This is a genomic window from Williamsia sp. Y844, assembly GCF_056786475.1.
On record NZ_JBXCJB010000003.1, the window covers coordinates 672,204 to 685,547 of the forward strand.

Consider the following 13,344-nt stretch of genomic DNA (forward strand, 5'->3'; position numbering starts at 1 on the left):
TGAGTCCGGCCACCGATGCACTGAGCCCACGATCACCGGTTGACTGGAAATCACACCGTCCGGTGCTCGCGCAACGTAGCTATTTCATCTGCATCACAACCGATTTCGGACAGGATCTCGGTGGTGTCGGAACCGTGTGCGCGACCGGTGTGCCGGATGTTGCCCGGAGTTTTGCTCATCCGCCACATCACGTTCTGCATCCGCATGGGACCCAGATCGGCATCATCCACCGTTGTTGTCATGCCGATGTGCTGAACCTGCGGATCTTTGAGCAGGTCGCTCGGCTTGTACACCGGTGCCACTGCGGCCCCGGCGGACTCGAACGCATCGATCACCTCGTCGCGCGTGCGTTCAGCGATCCACGAACCGACGTAGCCGTCGAGGAGATCTGCATGGGCGGCACGCTGACGGCCGGTGGCGAACCACGGTTCGTCGATGACCTCCGGGTGCCCGACGAGCCGCAGCACACGTTCGGCGATGGAGTTCGCGCTGGTGGAGATGGCGAGCCAGTGATCGTCACTGGTGCGGTACAGGTTCCGTGGAGCATTGTTGCTCGATCGGTTCCCGCTCCGCTTCTGATCTATGCCGAGCTGATCGGCATAGATGATGCCCGGACCGACGGCCGTCATGATCGGACTGAGCAGGTCGAGGTCGATGACCTGTCCCTTGCCTGTGCGTTCCCGGTGGAACAGCGCCATCGACACCGCCGAGGTACCGGCGATACCGGCGATCGAGTCCGCCAGTCCGAAAGCCGGCAGGGTCGGCGGGCCATCGGCAGCACCGGTGAGGTGCGCGAAGCCGCTCATCGATTCGACCAGCGTGCCGAACGCAGGCCGGGCGGAGTATGGCCCGGTCTGACCAAAGCCGGTCACGCGCAGCATGATCAGCCGCGGATTGATCTCGGACAGGACGTCGTAGCCCAGGCCCCACTTCTCGAACGTGCCCGGCCGGAAGTTCTCGATCACCACGTCGGCCTCGGCAACCAGACGCCGGAAGATGGCTGCACCTTCGTCGCTGCCCAGATACAGCGACAGCGTGCGCTTGTTGCGCGAGACCATCTTCCACCAGAGCGGTTGACCGTCCTTTTCCAGCCCATGGCCGCGCATGCCGTCCGGACGGGTCGGATGTTCGATCTTGATCACATCCGCCCCGAAGTCACCCAGAATCTGGGCAGCCAACGGTCCGGCCAGGATGGTCGACACATCGAGGATTCGAATGCCGGCCAGCGGGCCGGTCGGAACCGGCCCGCTGGGGACCTCCGTGGAATCGGTGGTCACCGGATCACTCATTTGTACGGGCGGTGCAGGTAGCGACCGGCCGGTGTCCCGGAGACCGCTCCGTCGGTCAGCACGCGCTGTCCGCGGACGAAGGTGTCGGTGACCTTGGCCGCCAGCTCGAAGCCTTCGAACGGGGTGTATTCCTGAGCGGACTCCGAGTCCTCCGGACGAACCGTCCAGTTGTGATCGGGGTCGACGAGCGCCAGGTCGGCGTCCATGCCGACCGCAATGGCACCCTTGCCCGGGAGTCCGTAACGCTCCGCCGGATTGGTCGCGGTGAGCCGGGCGATCCGCTGCCAGCTCAGTCCACGCTTGCGGCCTTCGCTGACCAGTCCGGGCAGAAGGTACTCGGCGCCACCGAATCCGGACTTCGCGGCGAAGATGTCACCACGGTCTTCGGCGAACTTCTTCTCGTCCTTGCAGCAGGCGTGATCGCTGACAACCCAGTCGACGTTGCCCGCGATGACGTGCTCCCACAGTGCCTCGACGTCATCCCGGGGACGCAGCGGCGGGTTGACCTTTCCGCCGAGGCCGTACGCGGTGTCGATATCGGCGAGAAGATGTCCGATGGTGACCTCACGCCGGAAGTTGACGTGCGGGAACGCTTTTGCCATCCGCATCGCGGCGACGAATGCCTTGGCCGAACTCAGGTGCAGCAGGTTGATGTTGGGCATCTGCGTCTCGTCCGCAAGGAACGAAGCGATGGTGACGGCCAGACCCTCGGAGTGCTGCGGACGCGAGGCGCTGTACGCGGCGAGGCCGGTCAGCGTGCCCTCTTCTTCGACCAGCTTGGTGTACGCGCTCATGATCTCGGCGGTCTCGCAGTGCAGAGACAGCGAGATGTGATCGGCCTTGTCGGCCAACTGCTCCCGCGCCTTCTGGATACCACGCATGACGAACTCGAAGTGTGCGATGTCGTACCGCTCGTCCTTCGGGATCATCAGGAATTCGCTCTGGTCGGTGGAGCGACCATGCAGTCCGTGACTTCCGTAGAACATGAAGATCTTGAACGAGGTGACACCGTGATCTTCGATCAGCGAAGGGATCTCGGCGATGTGCTCTTTCGACATCGGCGCCAGGTGGTAGGCGTAGTCGACGAAGGGCTTGCCCTCGGTCTGCTCGAGCACCTCGGGGAACACCTCACCGTAGGCGCCACCCTTGTTCAGGTAGTACTGGCCGGTGCGCATATACGACAGCGCAGTGGTGACACCACCCTGCACAGATGCCCGTGACTCGATCTCGGCGTCGTCGCCGAGCGGGTTGTAGATACCCCAGTGCTGATGCGCGTCAACGACACCGGGGAAGGCGATGCGTCCGGCAGCGTCGATGACCTCATAGGTCGGGTCGACGGGGATCGATGCCTCGATGCGCGAGAACTTGCCGTCGGTGATCAGGATGTCGAGGAACTCGCCCTCTTCCGGATGTTCCGGTCCGGTCTGAACGACCCGTGCATTCTTGATCAGGAGCGATGTAATCGCCATGGTGGTTCCTTTCAACTGGGTGGACGGTGATGCGGCCGAGAGATGTTCTCGGCTGTTTCTCAAAGTGCGGCGAGTACCGAGTTCGCAGCGAGGTATGACAGACCCAAAGCGGGTAAAAGACCGTTTCCGGCGAGGTATCCGGATGCACCGTGGCCGGAGATTCCCATGGCCGCACCGCCCGAGGCATAGAGGCCGGGTATGGGTGCGCCTTCGGCGTGAAGCACCCGTGCCCGACGATCGACCCGGAGGCCGCCCTGGGTATGGAACAAGGCGGGAACAATTTCCACTGCGGCATAGGGCGCTTCGAGCGTGCGTCCGAAACTCGCTCGCCCGAACGGGTCGGCGGCAGAGCCGTTCGAGTACTCGGCAACCCGGGCGAGTTCTTCGACGACCTGTGCCTGCGGCAGTCCGGTTGCCTCGGCGAGTTGCTCGGCCGAATCGGCCCACACCAGGGCACCAGAATCTACGGTCTGCTGGAAGTCGGTGAACAGCAGACACCTCTGATAGATCTCTTTGTCGACGACGATCCAGCCCGACGAACCAGGCTGTGCGGCAAGGATCGCGGCGTATTCGGAATAGCCGGTGGTCTCATCGCCGAATCGTTTGCCCTCGACGTTGAGGACCACTCCCCCGTGCATGACCGTCGCCCAGCCCACGAGAGTGGTTGCCTTCTTGGACAATGCCGCGTGACCCTGATACCCGTCCAGGAAGGCGGTGTCCGCGCCGAGCCGCCTTCCGATGTCCAGCGCGTCGCCGGTCGAGTGCTCACTACCGTGATAGACGGCATTTGCGATCTCGGGCAACAACTCCGAGACCATCGCACTGTTGGCACCGAAACCGTTGGTGGCCAGCAAGACAGCGGTGGTCTCGATCTCCTCGGTCGCCCCATCGGGCGATGTGACAGTCACCGAACACACCGCACCGGAGTCGTCCAGTGCGACGTCGGTGAGCTTGGCCGGGACCATCAGGTCGATCCGCGGATGCGCGGACACCAGCCGGATGAGGTGATCGATCAGGGCACTTCCGTGCCGGCCCTCGATGGTGTGGCAACGCAGTGCCGAGTGACCGGGGTACGGAAAGTCGGTGACCAGATCGAGCGGCATCTCGAGGTCATCTGCCATCCACTCCACGAGTGTCGCACTGACTTCGGCGAGCGCGCGGGCCAGCGGCATGTCGACCGCACCCTTGGTCTTCTGAACCATGTCGTCGACGAAGCGCTCGGGCGAGTCGTCGATGCCTGCAGCCGCCTGCCAACGCGAACCCGCGCCGGGCACCATCGCTGTCGACATCGACGTGTTGTTGCCACGCCGAAAATGCTCGCTCGCCTCGACCACCAGCACGTCGAGACCGCCCTGCGCAGCACGCAGAGCCGCGATCAGGCCACCACCGGCACCTGCCACGACAAGGTCGGGTCCGTTTTCACTCATGCATCGTCACAGTTCTCGGTCTTTCGTCGGAATCGGTTGATCGGTGACCGTCAGCCATTCGTCGCAGCGCCAGACCTGCGCTGAGTGCAGAGCGCCCAGCGGTCGTCACAGATGAACTGGGTGCCGATCTGGAAAGTCGGCGCCGGGCACGCTGAACACATTGCGATCGGTTGTCGCCACTGGACTCTCTTCTCTGTCGTGCGGAGTGCTGGACTGGCCGCGAGCGAAGGATAGTTCACTGTCCGTCGCCGCCGATGGCGGCACGGTCTTCGGAACGAGTTCGGTCACCGCTCGGATTCGAGGGCTATTTGCGAGCCTTCGTTTCGTTACCCGGAACGTTAGTTGCAGTAAGTGGATTCGTCCACTGTACGAAGAAACACGAGGTCACAAGACACTCTTGTTACAAGAAGACACGTTTTCGTCACGCGATGATGTTTAATATGCCTAATACGGGCGTATTCCGGCTATCAGGAGGTCCGCTGAACGGAACGGACCCACGGCAGCAGGCGAGATCAAGGCTCATTAACGAACGGACGTCACTGCGAGTTCGCCGCCGGCACCAGTCCTCCAACAATTGATCTCACGCAGACCACCGGTCTCGAAAGACAAGGAACAACGATGAAAACAGGGCTTCGGCAGCGTGGTCGCGCCAATTTCAATTTCCTCGCCGATTTGGCCGCGTGGAGCGGGAAGGAACTGCAGTCGGCGGCGTCTGCTGACCTCGACGCACTGACCGAGGGTGTGCAGCTGCCCGAGGGCCTGCAGGCCCAGATCAGATTCGCCGCAGGTTTGCTGGAGCAGTCCCAGAACTACACCTGGGACCGGTTCTACACCCGATTCTCAGGAGAGCAGCAGTTCGTGGCAGCTCGGGACGCCTACGACGACGGTAGCTGCGCGGTCGAAGCCGAGTACGAGGCGAACGCGCACAAGGGTGGAAACCTTGTTCTCGACCCGACGGTCGAGGCACCCAAATACTGGTCGGACACCGAATTCCACCTCGCTCCGGGCGGATGGGAAGGCCATGAGCGGATGGGCTTCATGATCCATGACTACGTCTACGATCTACTCTTCGCCACCGGTGGCATCGGCGCCGTCAAGCCCGGTGAGTCGTTCGCGGATCAGCGCCTTCTCGTCGCGCAGGAAGGCCGCCTCCGCTCCTATGAGTCGATTTTGGAGTTGGGCATCGGCACCGGGCGATACGCCGCCGCTCTGCAGCAGGCCTGGCCCGACGCGAAGATCTCCGGTGTCGACCTCGGCCGTACTGAATTGGAGCACGCCAAACTCATCGCAGCCCGCAACGGCTGGGAATGGGACCTGCGTCAAGCGGCTTGTGAGTCGACACCGTACGCCGACAACAGCTTTGACATGGTTACCGCCTTCATCTTGCTTCACGAGATTCCGGTGCCTGCGGCAAGGACGATCGTCGCCGAGGCTTTCCGGCTGTGCCGACCCGGCGGCGAGGTCATCATCGGCGACGTGGCACCGTACTCGGAGCAGGATTCGCTGTTCCGGTGCGTGGTTCTCGACTGGGAGACCGAAAACCGCAACGAGCCGTTCTGGCGTGGCGCGTTACTGCTGGATCGGAGCGCGTTGCTGCGCGATGCCGGCTTCGTCGACATCGAGGAATACGGCGTCGGCCCCGGCAAATACCCGTGGGTTGCGCGCGGCGTCAAACCCCAGGCCTGATCGCCCGTCACCCAACGCATCGTCCGCGGGCACCGAAACCGGCTGTCGCAAAACACGAATCGAGAAGAAGATGAGTAGTCCCTCATACTTGGAGAACGCCACCAATGACGAACTGGCGCGCATGGTCACGACACTGACCCAGGAACTGTGGATCTTGCGGGACCGCGTGATGACCCTGGAACAAGTCCTCGAAGACAACGACGTAGTCACCGTGGAGTCCGTCGACCTCCACGAGCCCGGTGAAGCCCTGTCCACGCGTCTTCGCCGTGAGCGCCAGCGGATCATCCGCAAGGTACTCGGCGCACCCGTCGGGGTCCGGCGATGAGTGGCGCGGTGAACAACACCACCACGTCGGCCGCCCGAGCCGCAGACATCCTCCTGCATTTCACCAACGGACCGCTCGGCGTATCGCGTGTCGCACGGGAGCTGAACCTGTCGAAGGCTGTGGTTCACCGCGTCCTGACCACGTTCGTCGACCGCGGCCTGCTCGTCATCACGACTCCGGATCGGGAGTACGCGCTCGGACCTGCCGCCGCAGCGCTTGGCGCGTCGGCTCTGCGATCGTCCCCGCTGCGAGAGATCGCACGGCCGTTGCTGACCGACCTGCAACAGCAAACCGGTGAGACGGCGACGGTGACAGCGATGGCCGGCCGCGGCCGCGTCTATCTCGACCAGGTGGAGAGCCGCAACGAGATCAAGATGACGGTGGAACTCGGTCGTCGCTTTCCGCTGCATACCGGGAGTTCTGGGCGCACCATCCTGGCATTCCAGACGCAGGCACTGAACGACGCCGTACTCGCCGACCCCCTCGATCGCCTCACCCCTGCGACGATCACCGACCCGGAAGCCCTCCGCGGAAGTCTGCAGGAGATCCGAGAACAGGGTTGGTGCGTCTCCAGTGGCGAAAGGCAGGAAGGCGCATCATCGATCGCTGCCCCGGTTTTCGATCTCGATGGTCTTGCCATCGGTGCCCTCTCGGTCTGCGGTCCGATCCACCGGATGCCGAACAAGGTTCTTATCGGCTATGTACCGATTGTGACCGCAGCCGCCGACCAGGTGTCCCGGACACTCGGATGGCGTGGTGGCCTGCCGACCGACAACGGAACGGATACAACCCGTGCACATAACGCCTAGGTCCTGGCTGTACGTCCCTGGCCACTCCGGAGCTCGTATCGAGAAAGCCATCACCAGCGGTGCCGATGCCGTCGTCATCGATCTCGAGGACGCGGTCCCTCCGGATGCCAAAGCGCACGCCCGATCAGCGGCTGTCGCGACGATCGAGCAGTGGGCGGATACACCGGATTCACCACAGATCTGGGTGCGGGTGAACGACACCGCCAGCCCGTGGCACCGCGCAGATATCGAAGCCCTGGCGGGCACATCCCTGGCCTCCAGTTCGATGGGTGGTATCCGGATACCGAAAGCCGAAGCGCCCGAATTGATCCGGGCCATCGGAGACGAGACCGGTATCCGGATGCAGCTCTTGGTCGAGTCTGCGCGTGGTCTTCTCGGCGTCGCCGCACTCGCTGCGGCACATCCGCTGGTCACCGGCATCAGTGCCGGTGAAGCCGACCTCGCCGCCGACCTGCGGGTACCTGCCTCTGGACTGGCGTGGTCACGAGGCTGGTTGGTCGCCGCGGTCCGGGCCGCCGGACTCGAGTCCCCGATCCAGAGCGTCTACACCAAGGTGTCAGACCTCGACGGTTTGCGGGCAGACAGCGAATCCGGCCGCGATACCGGGTTTTTCGGCCGGTCGGTGATCCATCCCAGGCAGATACCGATCGTGCACGATGTCTTCACACCGGCATCGGCCGAGATCGATCGGGCTCAAGAGACCGTCGATGCCGCCGCGCAGGCACAGTCGGAGGGCACCGCCGCCTTCATCGACAAACACGGACGCTTCATCGACAACGCCGTCGTCGAACAGGCGCGTGCCGTACTCGCCCGCGCCCGTACGGCCCAGACTTCGGCGAGCACAAGCGCCCAGCGCTGAGCTTCGCCCTCAACTAATCACGGTGCCACCGGAGATCCCGGCGGTGCGAACGACAGGAGTATTTGATGTCCTCAACCACTGTGGCAGATCCACTGATGTCGGCGGTGGCCGCCGGCCTACGCCATGTCGAACTCGGGCATCCCTATTTCACCGGAATGCCCTGTTCGCCAAATCATCCCGGCTTCCGAATGACACTGATCCGGCGGCACGGCGACATGGTTCGTCCCGACGGCGGGTCAGCAGCGAACGAGATTTCATGATGACCAGGGGAATCCTCCTCGACATCGCCGGGCTGCACGGTGTGGACACCTTGCCTGCGGGCTACGCGATCACCGCCTCACCCGTCCGGCCGGTGGCAGTGGTGTCGGCATGAGTGCGGCAACCCCGGACACATCCGGTTCCCAGCTCACCGTCGTCCAGCAGCTGGCGGCGCTGGCGTACACCGTCTCCCGTGACGGCCTTGCCGATGATCTTCGCGACGACGTCGCCCGTCGAGTCCTCGACCTGGTCGGCAACAGTGTTGCAGCACGCCATGAGAGTCCGGCCGCGGCCGTGATCGCAGTTGCGAAGAACTGGGGCGGGCGTGAGGCAGCGGCCGGTATCGGAACCGGAATGCGCTTTCCGGCGGCCACTGCAGCGCTGATCAACGGAACGCTCGCCCATTCGATGGACTCGGATGACACTCATCTGCCCTCGGTTCTGCATCCGTCGGCGTCGGTGATCCCGGCCGCACTTGCCGTGGCCGAAGCCGAAAGTGTCGACTCGAGCACCATGCTCGACGCCGCCGGTGTCGGTATCGAGGTCGCCGTACGCCTCGGAATGGGTGGCTACGACGAGGCTTTGGGCAACTCGGAATTCTTCGAGCGAGGCCTTCACGCGACATCGATCTGTGGTGCCATCGGTGCTGCCGTCGCCGCCGCGATGGTCTACCGGCTCGACGAGACGAAGATCGCACACGCTATCGGCATCGCCGCCAGTATGGGCGCCGGGCTCATCGAGGCCAACCGCACCGGCGGCACGGTCAAGCGTGCCCATTGCGGGTGGGCCGCACATGCCGGTGTGACCGCAGCCGAGCTGGCGATGAATGGCCTCACCGGTCCCCCCACGGTCATCGAGGGCAGATTCGGATTCCTCAACGCCTACTGTGGCGACCGGGCCAATGCATCTGCTGTCGTCGACCGGCTCGGCGAGCACTGGGAACTTCCGGGCATCTTCTTCAAGCCCTATCCCTGCAACCACTTCACGCACGCCGGAATCGATGCCGCACTGGCCATCCGGGAACGCGGCGTGAATCCGTCGGACATCACGTCGATCGAACTCGGCGTCTCGGGTCCGGTGTTGCGCACAATTCCACAACCCGTCGAGGACAAGGCCCGACCGAAGTCCGGCTATCACGCCGCGTTCTCGGGTCCGTACACGGTCGCGGCGGCGCTGATCGGCGGAAGCGGTCTGGGTGTTGGGCACAGCGATTTCACCGACGCGAGTGCATACGACGCGGACAGGCTCGCCCTCGCGGCAAAGGTGACCTGTGTCGAAGATGCCGAGTGCAACCGGATCTACCCGAATCAGTTCCCGGCAGTGCTGCGAGTGGTCACCACTGACGGCACCCGGCACGAGGTTCGGATCAGCGTCAACCGCGGTGGACCCGGAAATCCGTTGTCGTCAGACGAACTGATGACCAAGTTCGGACTCAACGCAACGAAGACACTGGGTCAGTCAACCCAGCTCGTCGGAGAACTCGCCCTCGGCTTGGCACACGGTGGCACCGTGAGTGATCTGATGAACGCACTCATCGATTGAGGGACTCCCTCACCGCGCCGAACCGACTCGGGGTCCGCGCGGTGAGGGGGCATGATTGGACCTGGTTCCGTCGAGGTCGACGGATCGTGCAGATTCGGCTTCCTACTCGACCACTCGCCTGGATGCTGTCGACGCAGCGTCAATCGCATCCGCTCGCGGCATCCCCGCCCGCGCACCGACGTGCCCCACCGAGAGGGTGGCAGCAGCCATGCCACGTGAACTCGCATCTCGAACGGGAACTCCGGTTGCCAGGGCAGTCACGAATACGCCGTTGAAAGTATCTCCCGCACCAGTGGTATCCCGAACGGTGACATCTGTTCGGGCAGGCAACGTCGTCGTCGCTCCCCCCGGCTCGACCACCAAGACGCCATCTGCGCCCAGAGTCACGACGACTGCAGCCTTGGTGCGGGCAGCGACCTGCACCGCCATATCCCCCACCGAGGCGTCACCTTCACCTCCGAGCAATCGGTAGAGGTCGCCCAGCTCAGACACATTGGGGGTGACCAGGGGTGCAAGTGGCAAGAGGTCCAGCAGCCCCGGCGTCACCGGTGCTGGGTTCAGCACACATCGAATCCCATGGGCGGAAGCAGATTCGACCGCGGCGATCACTGATTCCGGAGTGATCTCAGTACTGACCAGGACACAGCCCGCCCACGACGCCGCTCGCTGCACCGCTGCCCGCACCGATGCGGGGTCGACCGCGGCGTTCGCCCCGGCGCCAACCGCAATCTGATTCTCCCCGCCGGCATCAACCACGATCAGAGCCATACCCGTTGAAACCCCATCGAGCACAGCCACGTCTGTGACGTCGATGCCTTCAGCGCGGAGTTCGGCCAGAGCACCAGAGCCGGTATCGTCTGACCCAACCGCTCCGCAATAGCGAACGTCCGCACCTGCCCGTGCAGCCGCGACGGCCGCGTTCGCACCCTTTCCGCCCCCATGGCGCTCGACCCCAGGACCGACAACCGTCTCACCCGGACCAGGTAGCCGGTCGGCCGTCACCACGAGGTCGACGTTGACGGCTCCGACAACGAGCACCCGAGCCATCACTTTTGATCTCCGGTTGGGCAGACCGATTGCCGGAGTACAGAACCGACCGTGCTGATCGAAACGTCCGCGCCTTCAGCGACGTCCGTCATCGTGGGGCGTTTGACCGTGCGGTCGGCTGGCATCACGTTACCTTCACCTGAAATCTTGTCGCCTGAATGTGCTCTGGCCCATGACAGTATCGAACTCCACGGGATCCGCCTGAGGCGGCCGATCGCGCGGAACGCGATCCTCGGCATCGAATCGGCAGGCGGCGGTGACACTTCCGCAGCGTCATCCTTCGAATAGGGATCGCTCGCCGGTGACGTCGTATTCCCACCGAGGCCGAGCGAATGGCCGCACCTTGGTCGTCACCCGGGCCGCTGCTTCGGAATTCTTCAACAGCCACCCGTGACTCCCACCGTTCGAAGATGTTGATGTGGGCGGGATTCGACCGTGATGTGTCCCGCAACGATAACCATCTGCCACTCCGCCTGTCAGTGTTGAGTCGTGGTCGAACGCACTCCTATATAGACACGGTTCGTAGGCAGAACTCACCGCAGATCAGCGACATTCTCCGGCGCCTGCCGATCCACGACCAGTGATATTCATGGCTCCATCAACCGAGCCAGCCACGGCGTCGAGTCGGCGGTTGAGGTGTTCACCGTGCCGCTGTGGTCTTCCGGATAAACACGCAACGTCACCGGTTGCCCGTTGGCGGTGAGCGCGGCAGCCAAGGTCAGCGCAGATGGGGCCGGAACATCGACGTCGAACAGGCCCTGCCCGAGGAAGATTGGCCTGTCGTAGCCGCGATCGGGTGTAGCCATGTACTCATGCACTGCAGCAAACAAACCCGGCACCTCGTCCAGAGGCCTGCTGAAGAGCGTTCGTGAGTCCAGGTCTTTCGCGAGTTCGGCCATCGCCGGAATGCAAAGTGTCCTGGCCAGGTCGATGAGTTGTTCGGCCCGCGCCGTCAACACAGAGCGGGTGGCGATGTCGGGGCGGGCGTCGAGAAACCCGGCAAGGATGTACAGCATGTAAGTGGTGAGTCCGGGCGGCAGGGCAAACGGTGGAAAAGCCGGCCCGAACAGGCTCCCCGGATACTCGATGTAGGCGGGTGTGCCGGTAGCAACAACACCCCGATAGTCGAGCCCCGATCCGGCAGATAGCCGTGTCGCACGCTGCGCAGCACCGAGCGCTGCACCCGCACCCTGGGATTGGCCGACGACAGCCCATCGTTTCGCCAATGGCACACCGACGGACTGCGCTGCGATCACCGAGTCCACAAGGTTGCGGCCGGCCGCTTCGGAGCCGAGATACTGCATGAGCCCGGGAGTCCCGAGCCCGGCGTAGTCGGTGGCAACAATGGCGTAGCCCTGTCGCAACCAGTGTCCGAGGTACGTCGCGTCGCGGTCGGACCGAGGAAGGGCCGAAGGTGTGCAGTTGTCACCGAGTCCGGTGGTGCCGTGGGCCCAGGCGATGACCGGCCAGCCACCATCGGGAACCGCACCGTCGGGAAAGAACACAGCGGCGGTACTCGTGGTGACATCCGTATCAGCGGAACGCCTTGTGGTGTAAAGGAATCGGCGAGCAATAGCCGCGTCGGGCAGTGACAACGCAGGGTCGAGTTCAGTCTGGACAACGAGCTCCCCCGGAGCGGACCCCGCCGGGGCGGGAATATCCCGCGCGTCGATGCCAGACCACTGTGGAGCCGCGAACGCGGGCATGTCGTCCGCTACGGCAGGGGTCGCGGTTGCGACGATGGCCATGATCCCAGCGACCGCGATGAGCACGGCGACACTGTGAAATCTCATACCTTCGGATGCTAGCCCCGACCGGACTGTCCATCGTGCGATCGCATCATTCGGAGCCGAGTTCGGCACTGATCCCGTCCGGCACGACCCGTCCGGGTGTCCACAAATCCACCCGGCGAGTCCCGCAGCGGACACAACGCTGGTAAATCACCACCCCGACCGATGTCGAGTGCCGCGATTCACTTGACCAAGCGTGCTCGCACGCCGCCGTGAGCGTGGAATGCGCCGCCGATTGCGGTTTGCGCGATGAGCTCATACACCCACAATGATGTAATGGCCTTATGCATCTCAACCCTTACGGGGAGTATGCGGTACTCCTCGCCGCATCCCTGGCCGACGATTGGCCGGAGTCGCGAACCGCCATAGTCGAACGGACCCGCGTATTCGGGATGACCATGGACTTCCCGGACGAGCCGACCGACCACCACCGCACTCGCGCCGTGATCGATCAGTGGCTCGATGTCGTCGACGCCGCAACTCCCGACGCACGCGCGGTGAAACTGAACGCACTGATGAAACGGGCCACCGCCTACCCTCGCCTCACCGACCACGACGGCGAAGGGTGGCATCTGCACTACCGCGACGACGGGCAGACGATGCCCGAGGTACTACTGGCCGTGATCAGCGTCGGTACTGCGCTGCACCTCACCACCAGAGGGATGAATCGACTATCGCGATGCGCTGCCGGTACGACCCCCGGCGACCCATGCGCACGCGTCGTCGTCGACATCACCAGGAACGGGCGGCAACAGTACTGCTCGGTTCGGTGCGCAAACCGGGCCGCCGTGCGCCGTCACCGCGCCGGGAATCGAACGATAAGTGTTCACTGATCCGCCGGAG

General features: G+C 63.8%; 12 protein-coding genes. 7 read left to right on the forward strand and 5 right to left on the reverse strand.

Annotated elements, in window-relative coordinates:
- Positions 1-50: 50 nt before the first annotated feature.
- The 3 genes from AC1TQG_RS19945 to AC1TQG_RS19955 are packed head-to-tail and all read right to left on the reverse strand — an operon-like array spanning position 51 to position 4,185.
- The gene (locus tag AC1TQG_RS19945; RefSeq protein WP_482139561.1) at positions 51-1,289 is read right to left on the reverse strand and encodes a CaiB/BaiF CoA transferase family protein; all 1,239 of its coding nucleotides are present in this window, start codon (positions 1,287-1,289) and stop codon (positions 51-53) included.
- Positions 1,286-2,758: a dihydroorotase gene (locus AC1TQG_RS19950; protein ID WP_482139562.1), complete on the reverse strand. Its 1,473-nt coding sequence runs from the start codon at positions 2,756-2,758 to the stop codon at positions 1,286-1,288. The genes AC1TQG_RS19945 and AC1TQG_RS19950 overlap by 4 nt, the downstream gene beginning before the upstream one ends.
- Before the next feature lie 59 nt (positions 2,759-2,817).
- Positions 2,818-4,185 carry an FAD-dependent oxidoreductase gene (locus tag AC1TQG_RS19955; RefSeq protein ID WP_482139563.1) on the reverse strand — a complete coding sequence of 456 codons (1,368 nt, stop codon included), beginning with the start codon at positions 4,183-4,185 and terminating at the stop codon, positions 2,818-2,820.
- A 618-nt stretch (positions 4,186-4,803) separates the two neighbouring features.
- Between AC1TQG_RS19955 and AC1TQG_RS19960 the strand changes: the two genes are divergently transcribed.
- From AC1TQG_RS19960 to AC1TQG_RS19985, 6 genes are all read left to right on the forward strand, one after another.
- Positions 4,804-5,871 carry a class I SAM-dependent methyltransferase gene (locus AC1TQG_RS19960; protein WP_482139564.1) on the forward strand — a complete coding sequence of 356 codons (1,068 nt, stop codon included), beginning with the start codon at positions 4,804-4,806 and terminating at the stop codon, positions 5,869-5,871.
- A 70-nt stretch (positions 5,872-5,941) separates the two neighbouring features.
- Positions 5,942-6,196: a hypothetical protein gene (locus tag AC1TQG_RS19965; protein WP_482139565.1), complete on the forward strand. Its 255-nt coding sequence runs from the start codon at positions 5,942-5,944 to the stop codon at positions 6,194-6,196.
- Positions 6,193-7,005, forward strand: a complete 813-nt coding sequence (locus AC1TQG_RS19970) for an IclR family transcriptional regulator (RefSeq protein WP_482139566.1) — start codon at positions 6,193-6,195, stop codon at positions 7,003-7,005. The genes AC1TQG_RS19965 and AC1TQG_RS19970 overlap by 4 nt, the downstream gene beginning before the upstream one ends.
- On the forward strand, positions 6,989-7,864 hold the full coding sequence (locus AC1TQG_RS19975) for an HpcH/HpaI aldolase/citrate lyase family protein (RefSeq protein ID WP_482139567.1): 876 nt from the start codon (positions 6,989-6,991) through the stop codon (positions 7,862-7,864). The genes AC1TQG_RS19970 and AC1TQG_RS19975 overlap by 17 nt, the downstream gene beginning before the upstream one ends.
- A 65-nt stretch (positions 7,865-7,929) precedes the next feature.
- Entirely contained in the window at positions 7,930-8,124 is a 195-nt protein-coding gene (locus AC1TQG_RS19980) for a hypothetical protein (protein ID WP_482139568.1), read from the forward strand.
- A 109-nt stretch (positions 8,125-8,233) separates the two neighbouring features.
- Positions 8,234-9,664: an MmgE/PrpD family protein gene (locus AC1TQG_RS19985; protein ID WP_482139569.1), complete on the forward strand. Its 1,431-nt coding sequence runs from the start codon at positions 8,234-8,236 to the stop codon at positions 9,662-9,664.
- A 102-nt stretch (positions 9,665-9,766) separates the two neighbouring features.
- Here AC1TQG_RS19985 and AC1TQG_RS19990 read toward each other — a convergent pair whose 3' ends face one another.
- Positions 9,767-10,711, reverse strand: coding sequence for a PfkB family carbohydrate kinase (locus AC1TQG_RS19990; RefSeq protein WP_482139570.1), 945 nt, complete (start codon positions 10,709-10,711; stop codon positions 9,767-9,769).
- A 587-nt stretch (positions 10,712-11,298) separates the two neighbouring features.
- Positions 11,299-12,504, reverse strand: coding sequence for an alpha/beta hydrolase (locus AC1TQG_RS19995; protein WP_482139571.1), 1,206 nt, complete (start codon positions 12,502-12,504; stop codon positions 11,299-11,301).
- A 281-nt stretch (positions 12,505-12,785) separates the two neighbouring features.
- Here AC1TQG_RS19995 and AC1TQG_RS20000 point away from each other — a divergent pair, with 281 nt between their 5' ends.
- Positions 12,786-13,334 (forward strand): CGNR zinc finger domain-containing protein, encoded by a 549-nt coding sequence (locus AC1TQG_RS20000; protein WP_482139572.1) that lies wholly within the window; start codon positions 12,786-12,788, stop codon positions 13,332-13,334.
- Positions 13,335-13,344: the final 10 nt, after the last annotated feature.